The following is a 20,645-nucleotide window of genomic DNA, read 5'->3' as shown; positions in this document are numbered from 1 at the left end:
AGTCAACTCGCCGCCAGCGCCTCCGTCTTGCCGTCGCCCTTGATTGCCGCTTGCGCTGCCGCGAGCCGGGCAATCGGCACGCGGAAGGGCGAGCAGGAGACATAGTCGAGACCCGCCTCCTCGCAGAAGCGGATGGAAGCGGGATCGCCGCCATGCTCGCCGCATATCCCGAGCTTCAGGCCGTTCTTGGTCCGCCGTCCGCGCTCGGCCGCAATCTGAATCAGCTCGCCGACACCGTCGAAATCGAGAGAGACGAACGGATCCTGCTCGATGATGCCCTTCTGCTGGTAAGTGGCAAGAAACAGGGCGGCGTCATCGCGCGAGATGCCGAAGGTCGTCTGCGTCAAGTCGTTGGTGCCGAAGGAGAAGAAATCAGCCGATTCGGCGATCGTGTCCGCCCGGAGCGCCGCGCGCGGCAACTCGATCATCGTGCCGATCAGGTAGTCGATGTTCACGCCGGCCTCGCCGATGACGTCCTTCGCGACCGCCTCAATCCGCTCCTTGACGTAGTCGAGCTCGGCGCGCAGGCCGACGAGCGGCACCATGATTTCCGGAACCACGGCAGCGCCGGTCTTGTGCGCGGCCTCGACCGCAGCCTCGAAAATGGCGCGAGCCTGCATTTCGGCAATTTCCGGGTAGGAAATCGCCAAGCGGCATCCGCGATGGCCAAGCATCGGGTTGAACTCGTGCAGAGCATCCACCCGCTGGCGCAGTTCCGAAGGATCGATCGACAGGACGCCGGCAACGTCGGCGATCTCCTCGTCCGTCTTCGGCAGGAACTCGTGGAGCGGCGGGTCGAGGAGGCGGATTGTGACCGGCAGACCGTGCATGATCGAGAACAGCTCGATGAAATCCGAGCGCTGCATCGGCAGAAGCTTGGCGAGTGCCGCGCGCCGGCCCGCCTCGTCTTCAGCGAGGATCATTTCGCGCATCACATTGATGCGGTCATCCTCGAAGAACATGTGCTCGGTGCGGCAGAGGCCGATGCCTTCGGCGCCGAAGGAACGGGCGGCACGCGCATCCGCCGGCGTTTCGGCGTTGGTGCGGACAGTCATCCGGCGGCTCTGATCGGCCCATTCCATGATGCGGCCGAAATCGCCCGAAAGCTCAGGCTGAAGCATCGGGATTTCCCCCTTCAGCACCTGGCCGGAAGACCCGTCGATCGTAATGACGTCACCCTTCTTCAACGTCACGCTCGCGGCGATCAAGAGTTCGTTGCGCGGGTCGACGCGGATATTGCCCGCCCCGGAAACGCAAGGCGTGCCCATGCCGCGGGCAACGACGGCCGCATGGCTCGTCATGCCCCCGCGGGTCGTCAGAATACCCTGCGCCGCATGCATGCCGTGGATATCCTCGGGGCTCGTCTCGACGCGAACCAGAATGACCTTGCGGCCTTCCTTGACCGCGTGCACGGCCTCTTCCGAGGAGAAGACGATCTCGCCGGTTGCCGCACCGGGCGAAGCCGGCAGGCCGGAACCGATAATGTCTCGACGCGCATGAGGGTCGATCGTCGGATGCAGGAGCTGGTCGAGCGAAGCCGGATCGATCCGCGCCACGGCTTCCTTCTTGGAAATAAGTCCCTGATCGGCCATGTCGACCGCAATTTTCAGCGCCGCCTTGGCGGTGCGCTTGCCGGAGCGCGTCTGCAGCATCCACAGCTTTCCGCGCTCGATCGTGAATTCCAGGTCCTGCATGTCGCGGTAATGCCGTTCGAGCTTGCTGCAGATCGCCTCGAATTCGGCGAAGGCCTCGGGCATCAGCTTCTCCAGGGACGGCTTGTCGGAGCCCGATGCAAGACGCGCAGCCTCGGTGATATTCTGCGGCGTGCGAATGCCGGCAACGACGTCCTCGCCCTGAGCGTTCACCAGAAACTCGCCATAGAGTTCGCTTTCGCCCGTCGAAGGATTACGGGTGAAGGCGACGCCCGTCGCGGACGAATTTCCTAGGTTGCCGAAGACCATGGCCTGGACATTAACCGCAGTACCCCAGCCCGCCGGAATTCCGTGAAGATGGCGATAGGTTATCGCGCGCGGGTTCATCCAGCTCGAAAAGACGGCGCCGATCGCGCCCCAGAGCTGGATCTCGGGGTTCTGAGGAAAGGGCTCGCCAAGCACCTCTTCGATCGCCTCCTTGTAGCGCGAAATGACGTGCTGCCACTCGACGGCCGAAAGTTCCGTATCCTGCTCGTGGCCGAGCCGCCCCTTCTCGTCCTCCAGGATTTCCTCGAAAACCTCATGGTCGACGCCCATGACGACATCGCCATACATCTGGATAAAGCGCCGGTAACTGTCCCAGGCGAAGCGCGCATCGCCGGCGTCATGCCCGAGTGCATGCACGGACTGGTCGTTGAGGCCAAGGTTGAGAACCGTATCCATCATGCCGGGCATCGACGCGCGTGCGCCGGAGCGGACAGACAAGAGCAGCGGACGAGTGGTGTCGCCGAACGTGCGGCCGGTAATCTCTTCCATCCGGGTAATGCCCTTGCGCACCTGCTCGCGCAGGCCGTCGGGCATGGCTCGATCATTGTCGAAATAGCTGTTGCAGGCATCCGTGACGATCGTCAGTCCCGGCGGCACCGGCAGGCCGAGATTGCACATCTCCGCGAGGTTCGCTCCCTTGCCGCCAAGCTTGTTGCGATCCCCCGCACGCCCTTCGGCCTTGCCTCCGCCGAAGGTATACACCCATTTCGTCATGCCTGCTCTCCACCCAGAAACAGCTTTGATGACGGTCTACAGTATATGTTTCGGAGTGAAAATGCACTCGACGAAGATTTTTGCTGCGGTGCATCAAAATTGAAACGCGAGCCGGCCACGCCCAAGACGGCTGAGTTAACTCGGTTCGTTCGAGGTCATCTGACGTGATCGGCTGGGCAGCTCAGACTACTTCCCGCATGCGTTCGGCAGTCTGCAGGTCGACGGAAACGAGCTGTGAGACGCCCTGCTCGGCCATGGTGACGCCGAAGAGACGATTCATGCGCGCCATGGTGATCGGGTTATGGGTGATGATGATGAAGCGGGTCTCGGTCGAGGCTGCCATTTCGTCCATCAAGTTGCAGTAGCGCTCGACATTGTGGTCGTCGAGTGGGGCGTCCACTTCGTCGAGCACGCAGATGGGTGCCGGATTGGTGAGGAAGACCGCGAAGATCAGCGCCATCGCCGTCAGCGCCTGCTCGCCGCCCGAGAGCAGCGTCATCGTCTGCGGCTTCTTGCCGGGCGGACGGGCGAGGATCTCGAGGCCGGCCTCGAGCGGGTCGTCGCTCTCGATCAGTTGCAGTTCCGCCGTGCCGCCGCCGAAGAGGTGGGTGAATAGCCGCTGGAACTGCCCATTGACTACATCGAAGGCGGCGATCAGCCGTTCGCGCCCTTCGCGATTGAGGTTCTGGATGGCGCTGCGGAGCTTGCGGATCGCCTCGATGACATCGTCGCGCTCCTTGAGGATCGCCGCCAGGCGCTCGGAGAGTTCCTTCTGCTCTTCCTCGGCTCGAAGATTGACGGCTCCGAGCCGCTCCCGCTCGATCTTCAGCCGTTCGAGCTCGCGCTCGACGCCGTGCATCCCGGGCAGCGCGGCATCGGCGGCGAGCCCCGTCAGTCGCATCACCTCGTGCGGCGCGCAGGCAAGGCCCTCGTGAATCCGCGCCTCGATCTCGACACGACGCTCGCGGGCCGAGACCAGCCGCTCCTCGGCGCGACCGCGCTGTTCACGGGCCTCGGCGAGATCCGAAAGCGCAGCGGCAGCCGCCCGGTCCGCCTCGCGCTGCCGGCCTTCTGCCTCGGCGAGAACATCGGCTGCTTCGCGGCGCGAACCCTCCGCCTTCTGCAGTTCGTTCATCAGCGCGCGGCGCTTGTCCTCGAACTCGTCCGGCGCATCGATCAGTTCCTCGACTTCGTCCCGCGTTTCCGCCTCGCGGTCGCGCAAAGTACCAATATGTTCCTCGGCGCTCGCTGCCCTCGCCCGCCACGTCTCGCGTTCTGCGGCGATTGCCGAAAGCCGGCGCTGGCGCATCTCGTTTTCGCGAGCAAGACCGTCATGGGCGGCACGTGCCTCTGCGACCGCGGCGCGATCGGCGGCCACCGCCGCCGTCTGGTTGCGCAGGTGGAGCTCAAGCTCGGAGAGATCGGGTGCTGCGGCAAGCGCCTCGTTGGCTGCCTCGATCTGTTCCGCCGCCTCCTCGACCTGTCCCTCCAGCTGAAGCTTCGTTTCGGCGAGGACGGCGCGGCGGCGGGCGAGATCGCCCGAGGCACGCTCGGCTGTCGCCAGCGCTTCCCGCGCCTCGGTGAGTTGGCGGCCGATCATGCGTTGGGCATCGCGCGCAAGGCGCAGCCGTTCATCCTCGGCACGGATGCGCGCACTGGCTGCCGTAAGATCGGCTTCGGCCCGCCGCAACCCTTCGGTCGCATCCTCGGTCTCGCCCTCGAGCTCGATAAGCCGGTTCTTCTGCGCGAGCCGCAAGGCTGCGGCGCTCGGCGCCTCCGATCCGGTCACGTGACCGTCCCAGCGCCAGACCGCGCCTTCCTTCGTCACCAGGCGCTGGCCAGTCTTCAAAAGCGGCAGCAAGCGCTCCGCTTCCGCTTCACTTTCGACGATCCCGATCTGGCCAAGTGCCCGCTTAAGCGCCTCCGGTGCGCGCACATAGCCGTCGAGCGCCACCGCACCCGCAGGCAAAGATGGATCGGCAGAATGGTCGCCGGGCATTCGCCAATGCGCAGGCGCCGCCTGATCCAAAGGCGAATCGAGGTCGTCGCCAAGTGCCGCACCAAGGGCCGTCTCGAAGCCGCGTTCGACCTTCATCTCCTCGACGATCGCCGGAAAGGCACCGCCGCCGACCGCCTCCAGCATCCGGCGGATCGTGCGCGCCTCGGCCTCGATTCCGTTCAACGCTGCACGCGCCTCATCGACCGGCGGGCGGGCAGCAGCCTCATCGGCGCGAGCGTCGGCGAGCGCCTCCTCAATGGAGACGACAGCCGCTTCAGCTTCGTCCAGCGCAGCCTCCGCGACCTCCACCTGCCCCTGCTTTTCATGCGGATCGGGAAGCGCCGCCATCTGCCGGTCGAGATCATCGAGATCGCGTGCCTGGTCGGAAAGCTGACGGACAAGGCGCGCCTGCCGCTCAGAGAGATCGCGAAGCGTTCTTTCGATCTGATTGCGACCTGCTTGGGCCTCGGCCCGGTCGGCCGTCACCCGTGCAAGTTCGGCTTCGCCGATCGCCAGCGCCTCATTGGCAGCATTGAGCCGCTCGCGCGCCTCGCCGGCGCGGTCATCAGCCTCCGCCAGCACGTCCCGGAGCTCAGCTTCCTCCTCGTCGAGGCGTGCGAGAATACCCGCATTGTCTGCAACCAGCCGTTCCTCGCGCGCAATATCCTCGGCGAGTTGCGCCAGCCGGCGCTGCAATTCATCGCGGCGCCTGAGAATCCGGCCGGCATCCTCTTCCAGCTGCGAGCGGGCGATCTGCAGGCGCTGCAGGGCCGCCGCGAGCTTCGCCTCGTTCTCGCGCAGCTCCGGCAGCTTGAGGCTGGCGATCGCCTGGGCTTTCGCGGCCTCCATCTGTATTTGCGCCTTTTCGGCAACCAGGGCGGTGATCTGGTTCAGCTGGCTCGTCGCCTCGGCTTCCGCTTCCTTGGCCTGCACCCAGCGAATATGGAAGAGGATCGCCTCGTGCCGGCGGATATCGGCCGACAGCATCTTGAAGCGATTGGCCTGGCGGGACTGGCGCTTCAGGCTCTCGATCTGGCTTTCGAGCTGGGACGTCACGTCGTCGAGCCGCTCGAGATTGGTCTCGGCTGCCCGCAAGCGCAATTCTGCCTCATGGCGGCGGGAATGCAGGCCGGAGATGCCGGCCGCCTCTTCGAGCAGTTGACGACGCGCCTGAGGCTTGGCGGCGATCAGTTCGCCGATCCGGCCCTGACCGACCATCGATGGCGAGCGCGCCCCGGTCGACGCGTCGGCAAACAGCAATTGCACGTCCTTGGCACGCGCTTCCTTGCCGTTGATGCGATAGACCGAGCCCTGCTCGCGCTCGATGCGGCGGGTCACCTGGATCTCGTCACTGTCGTTGAAGGCGGCGGGCGCCGTGCGATCAGCGTTGTCGAGATAGAGGCCGACTTCCGCCGTGTTGCGCGCCGGCCGGTTGCCCGAGCCGGAGAAGATCACATCGTCCATGCCCGAGGCGCGCATGTTCTTGTAGGAGTTTTCGCCCATCACCCAGCGCAGCGCTTCCACAAGGTTCGACTTGCCGCAGCCGTTTGGCCCGACGACACCGGTCAGACCACGCTCGATGACGAATTCGGTCGGTTCGACGAAGGATTTAAAGCCGAGCAGGCGGAGCTTGTTAAACTTCATGGGTGGCACGTCCGTCGGCGGCCATCGACCCATTCACCATGAAGGAAAGGCGCATAAAACGAAAAAACGGGCGCACGGCTGCTGCCGTCGCCCGTTTTCTGGAAAAGCGATGGATCAGAGCTTGCTGTCGATGAGGGCCGACATAACGTCAACCGACATGTCCCCCGAAAAGTGCTCACCATTGATGAAGAAGGTCGGAGTCGACTTGACGCCGAAATCCTTGGCGCCCCTCTGCATCACTGCGTTCACATCATCCAGAAGTTTTTGGTTCGTCAAGCAGGCCTCGAAGCTCTCCTGTGTAAAACCGGCGAGTTTGGACATTTGCAAGAGCGCATCGCGGCCGTTCTGCGCTGCAGCCCACTGCTCCTGCTGCTCGAACAGCATCGAGATCATCGGGAAGTACTGCCCCTCCGGCGCGCAGCGCGCCAGCATGAAGGCGGCGGCAGCGCGCGGATCGAACGGGAACTCACGTACGATAAAGCGGACCTTGCCGGTGTCTATATATTTCGCCTTGATGGCGTCGAAGGTCTTGTTGTGGAAGTTCGCGCAGTGCGGGCAGGTCATCGACATGTATTCGACGATCGTCACCGGCGCATTGGCTTCGCCCAACGCCATTTCCGGCAGCGGGCCTGGTTCGAGCAGCTTCTTCATGTCTACACTGCCTTCCGACTGCGGCAGTTCAACCTTGGCAGCGGGTGCGGTTGCTTGGGCAACTTCGGTTTGCGCAGGCTTCACCTCGCTGGTGGCGGCGGTTGCAGCCGGCGTGGACGCAGTGGTCGTCGCCTCCGCGGTCGTGCTGGTTTCAGTCGGCGCAGTTGAAGCCGTCTCCTTCTTCTCCTCGCTGCAGGCGGCGAGCATCAGAGCGAGCGCGGCGGCGACAGCACCGCCCAGCAGGCGTTTCGAAAGGCTCTTTTCGGAAGCGGACATAAATTTGACCTGTGTTCTGTGAGGAAAATTGAATTGCGAATTCGATAACTTGCCTTGTTGGAGGCGACAAGGGGCGGCGTCTCAACTGAATTCAAAGAAATGTGACCACCCGAAGATCACGTTCCCTTCCGGCGCGACGAAAACACGGCTGTGCCAAGACGCCGGAGCGCCGCCTTCAGCGCCTCGCTTTCTACGCCTTCCACCATGGCTTCGAGCTTTCGCGCGGGCTCGCCGACGAGCGGACGCGGACGACGGAACGGTTTGGGTGGGGCCGCAACCGGCTTCTGCACGATCCGGATCTGGCCGATCGCGTAGAAGCCGAAAAAACCGTTGATGCGCTGGATCAGTTCGCCCTGGGCGTGGGTAAGGAAAAGCGCCCTCGCGCCCTCGCAGGCGACAGTGAGAACGCCCGGCTGATGACCTCCCTCGCCGCCCATTTCAGAAGCACGGCGCGGCCAGGCGATTTTTTCCGGCCGTGTACAGTCGGCAAACTCTGGACCGGCAATCTCATCCCAGGAGCCCAGCAGCATGGTGTTGATGCCCGCACGCTTGGCGAGCACCGGATCGATCAGGCCGTTTGCGACCTCGCTGATCTGGACGACGCCCCTGCGGGCCTTCTCTTGATTCACCGGCACGACTTTCTGTTTGCAATTCCGATTGCGCCTTGAAGCCTACTGTATGTTTCCTTAAATCGTAGCGGATTTAACGATAAACATGCAGCAATTCAAAGTGCTACAGCGACCCTTCCGCATCTGATAAGACGTGCGGCGCTGTAGGTCCCATCATCCAACTATAGGCCGGAAAAGGATTCCCCGGCAAATGATGCACGACACCCCGAAGGCGGCGGACGCCACCTTTCTTCTTCTCGACTGGTACGATCGCCACCACCGCGATCTTCCCTGGCGGGTCTCGCCGCCAATGACGCGAAAGGGCGTTCTCGCCGATCCCTACCACGTCTGGCTGTCCGAGGTCATGCTGCAGCAGACCACCGTCCAGGCGGTCAAGGCCTATTTCAACAAGTTCCTGACGCTGTGGCCGACGATCAACGATCTTGCCGCAGCGGAGACCGAAGACGTGATGAAAGCCTGGGCCGGGCTCGGCTACTACGCCCGTGCGCGCAACCTGAAGAAATGCGCCGAAGCGGTGGCGGGCGAGCACGGCGGGCGCTTTCCGGATAGTGAGGAAGCGCTGAAAGCACTTCCCGGCATCGGCGGCTACACGGCGGCGGCGGTCGCCGCGATCGCTTTCAACCGCCGAAGCGCCGTTCTCGACGGCAATGTCGAGCGCGTGATCTCCCGACTTTACGCCATCGAAACGCCATTGCCCGCGGCCAAGCCGGAAATGCGGGCGCGAGTCCTTGCGCTCACGCCAGAGGATCGCCCGGGCGACTTCGCGCAGGCGATGATGGATCTCGGCGCAACGATCTGCAGCCCGAAGCGGCCGGCCTGTTCGCTCTGTCCCTTCCGGGCAAGCTGTCTGGCGCTGGCAACGGCCGACCCTGAAACCTTTCCACGCAAGGCGGAAAAGAAGCAAAAACCGCTCCGCCTCGGCGCGGCCTTCGTGGCGATCGACCGCTCGAACGCCGTCTATCTGCAGAAGCGTGCCGACACCGGCCTTCTCGGCGGCATGACCGAAGTACCAGGAACGGGATGGACTGCACGCCGAGACGGCGAGACCTCAATCGCCGCCCAACCCTTCGCCGCGTCCTGGGAGTCCTGCGGAACGATCACGCATGTTTTTACGCATTTCGAGTTGCGCCTCTCGATCTACCGCGCCAATGTTCAGCGCGCCGAGACGGGCTTGAACGGATGGTGGGAGCCGATCGCGTCGCTTGGGGCGCAGGCGTTGCCAACCGTCATGAAAAAGGCGATCGCCCAGGCTATACCAAGCGCCTTCAAAGCCGAGCGAAGCTAGAACAAACAAGGGCGTGAGCGGTTCTTGCCTGTCCTCCACACAGAAACCATTGGAACAACTAGGGATTGCCGATGAGCAGCGCAAACATCCGCCACATCGTCTTCGACATCGGCAAGGTGCTGATCCATTACGACCCGCGTCTTCCCTACTGCCGCATTATCCCGGACGAAGCCGAGCGCAACTGGTTCTTCGCCAATGTCTGCACCCACGACTGGAATGTCGAACAGGACCGAGGACGCTCCTGGGAAGAAGCGGAGGACATGCTGATCAGGGCACACCCGGATCGCGAGGATCAGATTCGGTCCTTTCGCAAATGCTGGCACGAGATGGTGCCGCATGCCTATGTCGAGACCGTCTCCCTGATGGAGGGACTGATCAACGAAGGGCGCGATGTCACCATGCTCACAAATTTCGCGTCCGATACATTCCGCGAGGCGCAGAAGCTTTACCCCTTCCTGACGCTGCCCCGCGGCGTGACAGTCTCCGGCGATGTCGGCCTGATCAAGCCGGAGGTCGCCATCTATCGCGCCCATGCCAAGGCTTTTGACCTGGACCCCGCTGCCACGCTCTTCATCGACGACAGCATGCCCAATGTGGAAGGCGCGCGCAGCGCGGGTTGGCACGCCGTTCACTTTACCGACCCCGAGAAGCTGAAAGTCGATCTCGCCTGCTACGGCATTCAGCACTGAGGACCTCGACGGGCTCGGCCAGCTCCGCGCGGCTTTGCGATACGCGCGACGGCTTTGAAATCATCAAAGCGCCACAATCGGTTCAGCCGTCATTCAGCTGTTGCCGTCCATGATCAGAACCAGAATTCGACGCCCACCCCGAAAGGTTCTGTTCCATGGCCACGCGTATCTACGGCACGAACTACAGCGACAAGATCGTCCAGAACGGCTACATCTCGGTAGAGATCTATGCACTTGATGGAAACGACCAGATTCATCTGAACAGGACCGACAGTTACGGCGGATATAATTTTGTCGACGCGGGCTACGGCAACGATGTTGTCGTTAATTACTTCGAAGGCGGCAACGACATCTTCATGGGCGCCGGCGACGATCTTTATATCGCCGACGCACGTGTCCGTGACGCAAGCTCCTACGACGTGGTTTACGGCGGAAGCGGCAACGATCGCTTCGAGATCGAAACCTATGCCAGCGACTATTATGGCGATAGCGGCAACGACACCTTCCTTTCGGTCGGCTTCAAGAACTACTTCAACGGCGGCACCGGCATCGACACGATCAGCTACCAACTGCAGGACAGCTTCGGTTCGGAGCGCGGCCGGGGTGTGACGATCGACCTCGGCTATAAATATGCGACCACCGGCACCGGCCGCCGGGAAGACCTGATCAGCGTCGAGAATGCGACGGGCACCAACTACGGCCATGACGACATTACCGGCAGTTCGGTCGCCAATGTGCTGCGCGGGCTCGGCGGCCACGACATTCTCGAGGGCCTCGCCGGCGACGATTTCCTCGATGGCGGCACCGGCGACGACGATCTTTATGGTGGTGCGGGCGCCGATATCCTGCGCGGCGGTACCGGTTTCGACTACCTCAACGGCGGCACCGGCACCGACAGCTTCGATTTCAACGCGATCAGCGAATCGGCGGTCGGCAGCCGGCGCGATGTGATCGCCGATTTCCACCGGTCGGAATGGGACGTCATCGACCTGTCGACGATCGATGCCGACACCACCTGGAGCGGAAACCAGAAGTTTGTTTTCATCGGCAGTGCCGCCTTTTCGGGCGACGCCGGCGAACTGAACTTCCGCTCTGGCGTCGTCTCGGGCGATGTCAATGGCGACGGCTATGCCGATTTCCAGATCAAGGTAAACGGCGTCTCCAGCCTGCGGGTCGACGACTTCTTCCTCTGATGCGCCTCGATTTGGGCATTGATACAAACGCCCGGAATCCTCATCGGATTCCGGGCGTTTAAAGCTCTCCTTCCGGGACTGAAGGTACAAAAACCGGACGGAGCGCTTTTCGAAGACCCGAGCGGAACTGGTTGATCAGTTCAGTTTTGCCAGGTCATTTCGAATGACGGATCTGAGTTCGTCGATAGGCTTCAGGCTATTGCCCTCTTCGAAGTGCCAGAATGTCCATCCGTTGCAGGCATCAAGACCCTGAACTTTTGCGCCAAGGCGGTGAATGGATCCGGCCTCGCCGCCCGAGGCGAGCGTGCCGTCCGCGCGCACGATCGCGCTGTAGCGACGCTTTGCGTCCGTCAGAACCGTGCCGGGCTTGATCAGCCCGCTTTCGATCAGCGTGTTGAAGGCGACGCGCGGCTCCGCCTTCTTGCCGGTCATGACGGAAAGCGTCGCCTTACCGAGCGGCTCGACAGCGGCGATGCGTTCGGCGGCGGCATCGATATAGTCCTGCTCGCGCTCGATGCCTACGAAATGGCGGCCGAGGCGCTTGGCGACGGCGCCCGTGGTGCCCGAGCCGAAGAAGGGGTCGAGCACGACGTCGCCGGGCTTGGTCGAGGCCATCAGGATGCGGGCGAGAAGCGCTTCTGGCTTCTGCGTCGGATGCACCTTCTTGCCATCGTCACCCTTCAGACGCTCGGCGCCGGAGCAGATCGGGAATAACCAGTCGGAGCGCATCTGAACGTCGTCGTTCGCCGCCTTCATGGCCTCGTAATTGAAGGTGTAGCCCTTGGCCTTCGCGTTCGGTGTAGCCCAGATCAGGGTTTCATGCGCGTTCTGGAACCGGCGGCCCTTGAAGTTCGGCATCGGGTTGGTCTTGCGCCAGATGATGTCGTTCAAGATCCAGAAATGCAGGTCCTGCAGGATCGCACCGACCCGGAAGATATTGTGGTAGGAACCGATCACCCAGAGCGTGCCGGTCGGCTTCAGCACACGGCGGCAGGCAAGCAGCCACGCACGGGTAAAGGCGTCGTAAGCCTCGAAGGAAGCGAACTGGTCCCAATCGTCGTCGACGGCATCGACCAGCGATTGATCCGGTCGGTGGAGCATTCCGCCGAGTTGGAGATTGTAGGGCGGATCGGCGAAGACGACATCGACGGAATTATCGGGAAGCGCGTTCAGCGCTGCCACGCAATCTCCCTTGATGATGCTGTCGAGCCAGTTCAACGGACGGGCGGCACGGGAGATTTCGGCAAGCGAAACAACTGAAGACATGGACAACTCGCAAATACGCTTACTCGGACTGACTATACGCTTATGGTTACCGAAGATGGTTACCAAAGGCTGAAACCGTTCCGGAAAAATTTGCGTCCATGCCTACCCGCAATCAGTGCCCGGCTGTCGAGCGCTTCCTCTCAAGTCGTCTCGGCTCGGCCGTGCCATTGCCGGCTGTCCGGAGGGACCTGATCGCGGTCGCTGAGACCGTAGTCCCGGACGACTGCCGCGATCCGCAGCCGGTAGTCGGCAAAGACTCCGCGCCGTCCGGCCTCCTGCGCCGCGCGGTGCTCGGCACCGTTGCGCCACGCCTTCACCGCCGCCTCGTCTCGCCAAAAGGAAAGCGACAGCAGCTTGTTTGGATCGGCAAGGCTCTGAAACCGCTCGATTGAGATGAAGCCGTCGATCTCCTCCAGCAGAGGACGCAGATCGGCGGCAAGGCCGAGATAGGTGTCGCGCCTGCCTTCGGCCGGCAGCACTTCGAAAATCACGGCGATCATTGCGTCACTCCTTTCCGTGCGGCAGCGAGACGTTCTTCAGGAAGATGCGGTCCTCCTTCAGAATGAAGCGCTCACGCTTGGCGAACTCGTAATTCTCGCGGCCAAGCGGATCGGCGGCAAGCCTTGCGCGGTAGGCCTCGTAGGCGGCGAGGCTTTCGATGTTATAGACTCCGTAGGCAATCGTAGCCGACCCCTCGTGCGGACCAAAATAACCGATGAGATCGGCACCGCAGCGGGGAATGGCTTCGCCCCAATTGCGGGCATAGGTCGCAAAATCGTCCTTGCGGAACGGGTCGATCTCGTAGCGGATGAAGCAGGTGATCACGGTCGTCTCCTTTCTGGTTGACGACAACTATGCCGACTTGTCCGGCGCGGATGCTTCGATTATGATCGAAGTATGAAGGAAGGTCCGGACATTGCCCTGATCGGCTCACTCATCGGCGATCCCGCGCGCGCCAACATGCTGACCGCGCTGATGGGCGGTCGGGCATTGACTGCAACCGAGCTGGCTACGCATGCCGGGATCACGCTGCAGACCGCAAGCTCGCACCTTGCCAAGCTGGAGGCCGGCGGATTGCTGACGCAGCGCAAGCAGGGTCGCCACCGCTATTATGCCCTGAGCGAGGACGAGGTCGGACTGATGCTGGAAAGCATCATGGGTTTTGCAGCAAGCCGCGGCTTGACTCGCCATCAACCGGGACCGAAGGATCCCGCGCTCAGAAAGGCACGCGTCTGCTACAATCACCTCGCCGGCGACTACGGGGTGCGCATGCTCGACAGTCTGGTCGCCGCCCGCCAGATCGAAATCACCGGCGATGACCTCGCACTGACCGATGCCGGTCAGATCCGCATCGAGGCCTTGGGCATTGACTATGCCGCACTCAAGAAATCCCGCCGGCCGATTTGCCGGACCTGTCTCGACTGGAGCGAGCGCCGCTCGCATCTTGCCGGCTCGCTCGGCGAGGCACTCCTGACCCTCTTCATCGACAAGGGGTGGGCAAAGCGTGAGCAGAACAGCCGCGCCATTCGCTTTACCGATAGTGGCGAAAAAGCCTTCTCAGAACTCTTCCCACAATAAGGACGCTATACGGCGCCACGCGTCTTATCAGACGCGCAAAGGACGCTGTAGCACTGTGAATTGCTGCATGTTTTTATCCTTAGATCGGCTACGATTTAAGGAGTAGGCGCTCCTCGAACGAGCGCACCGGCAAAGCCGTCCCGCGCGACGCGCGTGCAGAGGGGGGACCATTCGCATTCATCGCAGGCGGCGCGAACAGAGCCAAGCGCAAGGGCGCCGCGCAGGTCCTGAAGGCGCCGGTCGTCGAGAATGAGAACGGAGCCCGGACCAAGGGTAAGCCCAAGCAGTTCAGCTACCGCAGCCAAAGCGCGACTGTCGCGACAGGCGATATTGTCGTTGTGACAATGAGCCTCGGCCAGCCCCAGCATCGGCGCACAGATATCATCCGGTCCTTCGACGATCTCGATTGGCTCGCCGGCAGAAAGGCGAGCGGCAACGCCGTGGTAGTTGCGGGTGAACGAGGGCGTGTAGCCCTCGCCCACGAAACTCAGCAGGCACAGAAGATGATGTCCGCGCAGGCGGACTGTCAAAGCAGGTCCGCCGGCTTGCGAACGGAGTGCAGGATCGCCTTGACGACCGCGGCGGCGAGCGCCGATTTCATGACGGCGCCGAGCAGGAACGGGACCGCACCCAGCATGACCGCCTTCTCGAGACCGATCAGCGTCGCAAGCCACGCCGCGCCGATTACTAGGCAGAGGACATTGGCGGAAAGGTGCGCGAGGAAGCTTAGTATCACCCGATCGCCCGCCCAGCCCCGGGCAGCCAGCCAACCGGCAAGGCCGCCGATCAACGGGAAAGAGACGAGGTAGCCGGCGGTCGGACCGGCGAAATGGCCGATGCCGCCCGCGCCGTTTGCAAGCACCGGCAGTCCGACGATGGCTTCCGTCAACCATGCGAGGATCGTGACGCCGCCCAAACGCCAGCCGTAAATGACGCCGATCATGGTGACCGCGAAGGTCTGCATGGTGATCGGTACCGGCACCATCGGCACGCTGATCTGCGAGGAAAGTGCAAGGAAGGCGGTGCCTGCCAGAACGAACAAGGCTCTTAGGGGCCATGTCTTGCCGCCGAGGCGCAGCGGATCGAAGACAGGCGCGGAAACGAGACCGGACATGGGTTCTCCCAAAGCTAGGGTTAAGAATTATAGATAATCTTTGAAATTATCTACAATTTCTCCGATACTCATAAATGGCGACGTAATCAATACGCAGACGCTACATGTTTGCCCCTGTCAACGACAGAAAAACTGCCGGTCAACGCCTTCAGCGCGTCCTTCGTGTAATAATTATAGATAATTTAAGATCACGCTTTCCGTCAGGCGTGTTAACCGATGATCGAGAAGGCGTCGCGAACTTCGCCTGCGGCCGTCTTCACCGGAGTCTTGCCGATCCATCCGACATGACGCCCGAGAATGGTCGCCGCCTCCCCGCCCTTCCCTTGACGGAGCGCCGCCAGGATCGCCCGGTGATCGTGATCGGTGCGCGCCTCCCAGCTCGAACGCCAGGCTGAGAAGAGAAACCGGGCACTTGCCGCATGAAGATCATCGATCGCGGCGAGCAGGCGCGGCATACTGCAGGGCTCGAGAATGATCCGGTGAAAGGCACGGTTCGCTGCTTCCCAGGAGCGCACATCGCGGGAACTGTCGGCCGCGGCCGTTGCCGCCTCGGCCCTGTCGAGGATCGCCGGTGTCAGGTGAGGCACGGCGTGGCGCAGGGCCAGGACTTCCAGGGCGGCCCGCATCTCGGCAACCTCGCGCACCTCCTTGAGGTCGAACGCGGCGACGCGTACGCCGCGGCGCGGCTCGCTTACAGCGAGCCCCTGCGCCTCCAGCCGGCGAAAGGCCTCGCGCACGGGAACGTGACTGGCGCCGAACTCCTCGGCGACGTGATCCTGCCGCAGCCGCTCGCCCGGCGGCAGCACTCCGGAGATGATCCTTTCGGCAAGCACGCGGCTGATGCGGCTTGCAAGCGTGTCGTCGCGTTCCTTGTTCATGCGCTACAGATAGAGGTGCATCCCGACGCTGTCGAGAAAGCTCGGATGCCCTTCGGGCGATTTCCAAAGGTTGAGCTTTGGAACGCCATCGTATAAAGCTCCCCCGACTGCCGCTTTCGCCGCGATCCAGACCTCCTCCCCTGCCGCAGGCGCTCTTTCTCCCAAGGAACTGACCCCCAAATGACCGGTATCGATCTCATTATCTTCGACTGCGACGGTGTGCTCGTCGACTCGGAAATCATCGCCTCGGAAGTCGAGGCCGGATTGCTGACGGAGGCGGGCTACCCGATCAGCGTCGAGGAGATGGCCGAGCGTTTTGCCGGCATGACCTGGCACAACACCCTGCTGGCGATCGAGAAGGAGGCGAGCATTCCGCTGTCGGCATCGCTGATCGACAAGGTCGATGCTATTCTCGACAAGCGGCTCGCCCACGATGTCAAGATCATCGAAGGCGTGAAGCCGGCGCTGATGCAGCTGACGCTGCCGCATTGCGTCTGCTCCAACTCCACGGCGGAGCGCCTTGCCATCATGCTCGGAAAGGTCGGTATCAAGGACCATTTCGGCAAACACATCTATTCCGCACGAGATCTCGGCCCCGACCGCGTCAAGCCGAAGCCGGATATCTTCCTGCACGGCGCCGCGCAATTCGGCATCGATCCGTCGCGCGTCCTCGTCATTGAGGACTCGGTGCATGGTATTCATGGCGCCCGTGCCGCTGGGATGCGCGTCGTCGGCTTCACCGGCGGCGCTCATACCTATCCCTCGCACGCGGACAAATTGACCGAAGCTGGCGCCGAAACAGTAATTTCCCGCATGGCGGTCCTGCCCGGCGTAATCGCCGCGCTTGCCGAATGGTCGGAGTCCATGACGGCCTGACGTCGGGTCAGTGTGATCAGACTAATCTTTTTCGCCCCGGCTACCGCCGGGACGGAAAGTCCCGCGGGTCGCAATGGGCGCGCGCTTATTTTGCGCGCGAGGACGCCATGCCGCATTGATTGCGCATGACCTCCTTCATAAATCATGGCTATCGCAATGCGCCCAGGGGCTATATCAAGCAGTCCATAAGCGTTATTTCCAAGGAGGAGACATTATGCGTCTTTCGATATTGACCGGCTTGACGTTGGCGGCCGGCGTCGCATTCGCACCGCTTGCCCATGCCGATATTACGATTGGCGTGATCACTCCGCTCACAGGCCAAGTCGCCGCCTTCGGCGAGCAGGTCAAGAACGGCGCCGAAGCGGCGGTCGAAGCCATCAACAATGCCGGCGGCATCAAGGGCGAGAAGATCGTCATCAAGATCGTCGATGACGCCGGCGAGCCCAAGCAAGCCGTATCTGTTGCCAACCAGCTTGCCGGCGAAGGTCTGCGCTATGTCGTCGGCCCGGTAACCTCCGGCACCTCGATGCCGGCATCCGACGTGCTCGCGGAAAACGGGATCCTGATGGTCACGCCGACGGCGACCACGCCGGACCTCACGACCCGCGGGCTGTGGAACGTGCTGCGCACCTGTGGGCGCGATGACCAGCAGGCGGTGGTCGCCGCCGACTATGTCGTCAAGAACTTCAAGGACAAGCGCGTCGCCGTGCTGCACGACAAGGCCGCCTACGGCAAGGGCCTTGCCGACGGGTTCAAGGCGGCGATCAACGCGGGCGGTATCACCGAAGTCGTCTACGAGGGCCTGACCCCCGGCGAAAAAGACTTCGGCGCCATCGTCACGCGCCTCAAGGCCGAAAATGTCGATGTCGTCTATTTCGGCGGCTACCATGCCGAAGGCGGCCTGCTCGCGCGTCAGATGCACGACCAGGGCGTCAAGGCGCAGCTCATCGGCGGCGACGGCCTCTCCAACACCGAGTTCTGGGCGATCGGCGGCGAAGCGGCCAGCGGCACGGTCTACACCAACGCGAGCGACGCGACCCGCAACCCGGACGCTGCCCCCGTGATCGAAGCTCTCAAGGCCAAGAACATCCCTGCCGAAGCCTTCACGCTCAATGCCTATGCCGCCGTGCAGGTCATCAAGGCCGGCATCGAAAAGGCGGGGTCCGCCGAAGACCCGAACGCAGTCGCGACGGCAATCAAGTCCGGCGACGCGATCGACACCGCTATCGGCAAGCTGACCTACGGCGAAACCGGTGACCTCACCTCGCCGAGCTTCTCGCTCTACAAATGGGAAGCCGGCAAGAGCGTCCCCGCCGAATAAGACGACCGCGAACAGACAAGGAAGCGCCGGGGCATGCCCCGGCGTTTTTTCGTTGCGCGCTGCGGGATACCGTCCGCCTATAGTGCCGCGCGTCTTGTTCAGACGCGCTTGCAGAAATCACTGGGTTGGTCCCTCGTCGAAGCCGACAAAAACCTTGGCCTCGGCGCCAGCGCCAGCGGGAAGCGTGACGTCTGCCTTGGTGAATACGAACTGCGTCGAGGCGCTGCCCTGCGGGACCTCGACCGGAAATTGGGTGAGTTCGGAATAGAGCGTCTTTTCGCCGTCCGTCGCGGCCACACGGATCGGCAGGGTCACCTTCCCGGGTCCTCCAGCGGGGCCGGCGACGACACGTCCCTGCACCACTACCGTGACCTTGAGCGAATCTTCACTCTGTACGCATTGGCGCGTCGTGTCGGCGAGCGACGCCTGATAGACGACCTTGGTCGGATCGTTCTTCGCGCCCTTCGCATAGGTGCGGTAGCTCGAAGTCCCGTCCCGAAGAGTAACCTGAGGGCAGGCCGCCTGTATTACCGCCGGCGTTGCGGCGGACGCGCTGCCGCCAGATTCGATGGCGCCGCCCGTTTGCGTCTTGTTGCAGCCTGCGAGCGCCGCAAGAAGCGATACGGCGAGAACACGGCGAGATACTTTGCCAAACACGTTACACAACCTCTGCTGAACCCGGTTAAACACCAGATCACGATGAGTTTGGACTGGATCAATCCAAAATCATCGTGATCGATTCCAATAGGTTAGAGCGAGACGGAGCGGAGAACTGGTCCGCCTGCCCAATCACGCCCTGCTGCATGTTTCCTCGACCGTGGCCGATGCAAGGACAAAAACATGCAGCAATTCCAAGTGCTACAGCGTCCTTTCCGCGCCTGATTAAGACGCGCGGCGCTGTAGACGAAAACGTTCGGTCGGGGCCTTTCATGGCCCACGGGCATCGTCTATAGCAGCGGCGTTTTGAAAAATCGATCCAGTCAGCCGTCCCATGCAGAAAATTCCGGGGGAGCGTGGCCAGCCGGAATTGCCATGGTGACAAGATTGACGGGGTGTTTTGCCGGGGATTGACGCAAAAAGGCGGCCGGGCTCAGCGGACCTCACATAGGGCCGCACGCGCGGACAGGACGAAGGGGTGAAATGATGAAGTATGTCTCGACACGGGGAGAAGCGGCGCCCCTCGGTTTTTGCGACGCCCTCCTCGCAGGGCTCGCCCGCGACGGTGGGCTTTATTTGCCGAAAGAATGGCCGACGCTCTCGAAGAAGGAAATACGGGCGCTGCGCGGCAAGTCCTATCAGGAAATCGCCTTTGCCGTGCTCGAGCCCTTCACCAACGGTGAAATCCCGGCCGCGAAATTTCGCGAGATGATCGATGAGGCCTATGCCACCTTCCGGCATCCAGCCGTCGTGCCGCTCGTCCAGACCGGAGCAAATTCCTTCGTGCTGGAGCTCTTCCACGGCTCGACGCTGGCCTTCAAGGACGTGGCCATGCAGTTGCTCGCCCGCCTGATGGATTATGTGCTTGCGGAGCGCGGCGAACGGGCGACCATCGTCGGCGCGACGTCCGGTGACACCGGTGGCGCGGCAATCGACGCTTTCGCCGGTAGAGAACGCACCGACATCTTCATTCTCTTCCCGCACGGCAAGGTCTCGGCAGTACAGCAAAGGCAGATGACGACATCCACGGCCGTGAACGTGCATGCGATTGCCGTCAAGGGCAATTTCGACGATTGCCAGAACCTGGTCAAAGCGATGTTCAACGACGAGAGCTTCCGCGACGGCGTCAAGCTCTCGGGCGTCAACTCGATCAATTGGGCCCGGATCATGGCTCAGATCGTCTATTATTTCACCGCCGCGATCTCGCTCGGCGGCCCCGACCGGAAGATTTCCTTCACCGTCCCGACCGGCAATTTCGGCGACATCTTCGCAGGCTACGTGGCCAAGCGCATGGGCTTGCCGATCGACAAGCTGATCGTCGCGACCAACGAGAACGACATCCTCGCACGCACGCTGAAGACCGGCCGATACGAAATGCGCGAGGTCAAGGCAACGACATCGCCCTCGATGGACATCCAGATCTCCTCCAACTTCGAAAGACTGTTGTTCGAGGCTTACGATCGTGACCCGGCCAAGGTGCGTGCGGCCATGGCAGGCCTCAAGCAATCAGGCTCTTTCGCGATCGACGACGCTGCCCTGAAAAAAATCCGCAGGGAGTTCCGCGCGGGCCGCGCCTCGGAAAAGGAGGTGGCGAAGACGATCGGCAAGACCTTTAAGGACAGCGGCTATCTCCTTGATCCGCATACGGCAATCGGCGTGTTCGTGGCGGCAAAACACGAGAAATCCTCCGCGCCGATGGTGACGCTCGCGACGGCTCATCCGGCGAAATTCCCCGACGCAGTAAAATCGGCAAGTGGTATTGACCCCGCGCTTCCAACGTGGCTTGCTGATCTCATGAATAGGGCGGAGCGTTTCGATATCCTGGATCCGGAGCTTAAGAACGTCGAAACCTTCATCGGCGAGCGTACCCGCGTTCGGGAGTAGAACGAGAAAAAA

Annotated in this window: 18 protein-coding genes; 7 read left to right on the top strand and 11 right to left on the bottom strand. The window is 62.3% G+C overall.

Annotated features, from left to right (window positions below; genetic code table 11):
* Window positions 1-2: 2 nt before the first annotated feature.
* From ppdK to FKV68_RS05005, 4 genes are all read right to left on the bottom strand, one after another.
* On the bottom strand, window positions 3-2,693 hold the full coding sequence (gene ppdK, locus FKV68_RS05020) for a pyruvate, phosphate dikinase (RefSeq protein ID WP_180940431.1): 2,691 nt from the start codon (window positions 2,691-2,693) through the stop codon (window positions 3-5).
* 181 nt (window positions 2,694-2,874) lie between these two features.
* Window positions 2,875-6,336 (bottom strand): chromosome segregation SMC family protein, encoded by a 3,462-nt coding sequence (locus FKV68_RS05015; protein ID WP_180940430.1) that lies wholly within the window; start codon window positions 6,334-6,336, stop codon window positions 2,875-2,877.
* A 114-nt stretch (window positions 6,337-6,450) separates the two neighbouring features.
* Window positions 6,451-7,263: a DsbA family protein gene (locus FKV68_RS05010; RefSeq protein ID WP_180940429.1), complete on the bottom strand. Its 813-nt coding sequence runs from the start codon at window positions 7,261-7,263 to the stop codon at window positions 6,451-6,453.
* 116 nt (window positions 7,264-7,379) lie between these two features.
* Window positions 7,380-7,892, bottom strand: coding sequence for a DUF721 domain-containing protein (locus FKV68_RS05005; RefSeq protein ID WP_180940428.1), 513 nt, complete (start codon window positions 7,890-7,892; stop codon window positions 7,380-7,382).
* 190 nt (window positions 7,893-8,082) lie between these two features.
* Between FKV68_RS05005 and mutY the strand changes: the two genes are divergently transcribed.
* The 3 genes from mutY (at window position 8,083) to FKV68_RS04990 (ending at window position 11,059) form a co-directional block, all read left to right on the top strand.
* On the top strand, window positions 8,083-9,177 hold the full coding sequence (gene mutY / locus FKV68_RS05000) for an A/G-specific adenine glycosylase (protein ID WP_180940427.1): 1,095 nt from the start codon (window positions 8,083-8,085) through the stop codon (window positions 9,175-9,177).
* 71 nt (window positions 9,178-9,248) lie between these two features.
* Entirely contained in the window at window positions 9,249-9,866 is a 618-nt protein-coding gene (locus FKV68_RS04995) for an HAD family hydrolase (protein ID WP_180940426.1), read from the top strand.
* Between the two features lie 155 nt (window positions 9,867-10,021).
* Window positions 10,022-11,059 (top strand): calcium-binding protein, encoded by a 1,038-nt coding sequence (locus FKV68_RS04990; RefSeq protein WP_180940425.1) that lies wholly within the window; start codon window positions 10,022-10,024, stop codon window positions 11,057-11,059.
* 135 nt (window positions 11,060-11,194) lie between these two features.
* Here FKV68_RS04990 and FKV68_RS04985 read toward each other — a convergent pair whose 3' ends face one another.
* From FKV68_RS04985 to FKV68_RS04975, 3 genes are all read right to left on the bottom strand, one after another.
* On the bottom strand, window positions 11,195-12,325 hold the full coding sequence (locus FKV68_RS04985; RefSeq protein ID WP_136507193.1) for a site-specific DNA-methyltransferase: 1,131 nt from the start codon (window positions 12,323-12,325) through the stop codon (window positions 11,195-11,197).
* A 140-nt stretch (window positions 12,326-12,465) separates the two neighbouring features.
* Entirely contained in the window at window positions 12,466-12,825 is a 360-nt protein-coding gene (locus tag FKV68_RS04980) for an antibiotic biosynthesis monooxygenase family protein (RefSeq protein WP_180940424.1), read from the bottom strand.
* 4 nt (window positions 12,826-12,829) lie between these two features.
* A complete protein-coding gene (locus tag FKV68_RS04975; RefSeq protein ID WP_180940423.1) occupies window positions 12,830-13,150 on the bottom strand; it encodes an NIPSNAP family protein in 321 nt (106 codons plus the stop codon).
* 72 nt (window positions 13,151-13,222) lie between these two features.
* On the opposite strand from FKV68_RS04975, the gene FKV68_RS04970 reads away from it, so the two are divergent.
* Complete coding sequence (locus FKV68_RS04970) at window positions 13,223-13,903, top strand: ArsR/SmtB family transcription factor (protein ID WP_180940422.1); 681 nt, start codon at window positions 13,223-13,225, stop codon at window positions 13,901-13,903.
* 95 nt (window positions 13,904-13,998) lie between these two features.
* On the opposite strand, the gene FKV68_RS04965 is transcribed toward FKV68_RS04970, so the two are convergent.
* The 3 genes from FKV68_RS04965 to FKV68_RS04955 form a co-directional block, all read right to left on the bottom strand.
* Complete coding sequence (locus FKV68_RS04965; protein WP_180940421.1) at window positions 13,999-14,433, bottom strand: DUF1284 domain-containing protein; 435 nt, start codon at window positions 14,431-14,433, stop codon at window positions 13,999-14,001.
* Complete coding sequence (locus FKV68_RS04960) at window positions 14,430-15,017, bottom strand: biotin transporter BioY (protein WP_180940420.1); 588 nt, start codon at window positions 15,015-15,017, stop codon at window positions 14,430-14,432. The genes FKV68_RS04965 and FKV68_RS04960 overlap by 4 nt, the downstream gene beginning before the upstream one ends.
* A gap of 209 nt (window positions 15,018-15,226) precedes the next feature.
* Entirely contained in the window at window positions 15,227-15,895 is a 669-nt protein-coding gene (locus FKV68_RS04955; RefSeq protein WP_180940419.1) for a GntR family transcriptional regulator, read from the bottom strand.
* A 180-nt stretch (window positions 15,896-16,075) separates the two neighbouring features.
* On the opposite strand from FKV68_RS04955, the gene FKV68_RS04950 reads away from it, so the two are divergent.
* Together FKV68_RS04950 and FKV68_RS04945 are read left to right on the top strand one after the other, a co-directional pair.
* Window positions 16,076-16,771, top strand: coding sequence for an HAD family hydrolase (locus FKV68_RS04950; protein ID WP_180940418.1), 696 nt, complete (start codon window positions 16,076-16,078; stop codon window positions 16,769-16,771).
* Between the two features lie 214 nt (window positions 16,772-16,985).
* A complete protein-coding gene (locus FKV68_RS04945) occupies window positions 16,986-18,092 on the top strand; it encodes a branched-chain amino acid ABC transporter substrate-binding protein (protein WP_180940417.1) in 1,107 nt (368 codons plus the stop codon).
* 117 nt (window positions 18,093-18,209) lie between these two features.
* Here the strand turns inward: FKV68_RS04945 and FKV68_RS04940 are convergent, their stop codons facing one another.
* Window positions 18,210-18,749 (bottom strand): hypothetical protein, encoded by a 540-nt coding sequence (locus FKV68_RS04940; RefSeq protein ID WP_180940416.1) that lies wholly within the window; start codon window positions 18,747-18,749, stop codon window positions 18,210-18,212.
* A 483-nt stretch (window positions 18,750-19,232) separates the two neighbouring features.
* Between FKV68_RS04940 and thrC the strand changes: the two genes are divergently transcribed.
* Complete coding sequence (gene thrC, locus FKV68_RS04935) at window positions 19,233-20,633, top strand: threonine synthase (protein WP_180940415.1); 1,401 nt, start codon at window positions 19,233-19,235, stop codon at window positions 20,631-20,633.
* Window positions 20,634-20,645: the final 12 nt, after the last annotated feature.

It is taken from the genome of Sinorhizobium mexicanum (assembly GCF_013488225.1).
Classification (GTDB): Bacteria; Pseudomonadota; Alphaproteobacteria; order Rhizobiales; family Rhizobiaceae; genus Sinorhizobium; species Sinorhizobium mexicanum.
This window is presented reverse-complemented; position numbering and strand designations above follow the sequence as displayed.

Excerpts from the sequence above, each read along its gene's own strand:
- ppdK (WP_180940431.1), bottom strand. The coding sequence starts at position 2,693 with ATGACGAAATGGGTGTATACCTTCGGCGGAGGCAAGGCCGAAGGGCGT.
- FKV68_RS05015 (WP_180940430.1), bottom strand. The coding sequence starts at position 6,336 with ATGAAGTTTAACAAGCTCCGCCTGCTCGGCTTTAAATCCTTCGTCGAA.
- FKV68_RS05010 (WP_180940429.1), bottom strand. The coding sequence starts at position 7,263 with ATGTCCGCTTCCGAAAAGAGCCTTTCGAAACGCCTGCTGGGCGGTGCT.
- mutY (WP_180940427.1), top strand. The coding sequence starts at position 8,083 with ATGATGCACGACACCCCGAAGGCGGCGGACGCCACCTTTCTTCTTCTC.
- FKV68_RS04995 (WP_180940426.1), top strand. The coding sequence starts at position 9,249 with ATGAGCAGCGCAAACATCCGCCACATCGTCTTCGACATCGGCAAGGTG.
- FKV68_RS04990 (WP_180940425.1), top strand. The coding sequence starts at position 10,022 with ATGGCCACGCGTATCTACGGCACGAACTACAGCGACAAGATCGTCCAG.
- FKV68_RS04985 (WP_136507193.1), bottom strand. The coding sequence starts at position 12,325 with ATGTCTTCAGTTGTTTCGCTTGCCGAAATCTCCCGTGCCGCCCGTCCG.
- FKV68_RS04980 (WP_180940424.1), bottom strand. The coding sequence starts at position 12,825 with ATGATCGCCGTGATTTTCGAAGTGCTGCCGGCCGAAGGCAGGCGCGAC.
- FKV68_RS04970 (WP_180940422.1), top strand. The coding sequence starts at position 13,223 with ATGAAGGAAGGTCCGGACATTGCCCTGATCGGCTCACTCATCGGCGAT.
- FKV68_RS04960 (WP_180940420.1), bottom strand. The coding sequence starts at position 15,017 with ATGTCCGGTCTCGTTTCCGCGCCTGTCTTCGATCCGCTGCGCCTCGGC.
- FKV68_RS04955 (WP_180940419.1), bottom strand. The coding sequence starts at position 15,895 with ATGAACAAGGAACGCGACGACACGCTTGCAAGCCGCATCAGCCGCGTG.
- FKV68_RS04950 (WP_180940418.1), top strand. The coding sequence starts at position 16,076 with ATGACCGGTATCGATCTCATTATCTTCGACTGCGACGGTGTGCTCGTC.
- FKV68_RS04945 (WP_180940417.1), top strand. The coding sequence starts at position 16,986 with ATGCGTCTTTCGATATTGACCGGCTTGACGTTGGCGGCCGGCGTCGCA.
- thrC (WP_180940415.1), top strand. The coding sequence starts at position 19,233 with ATGATGAAGTATGTCTCGACACGGGGAGAAGCGGCGCCCCTCGGTTTT.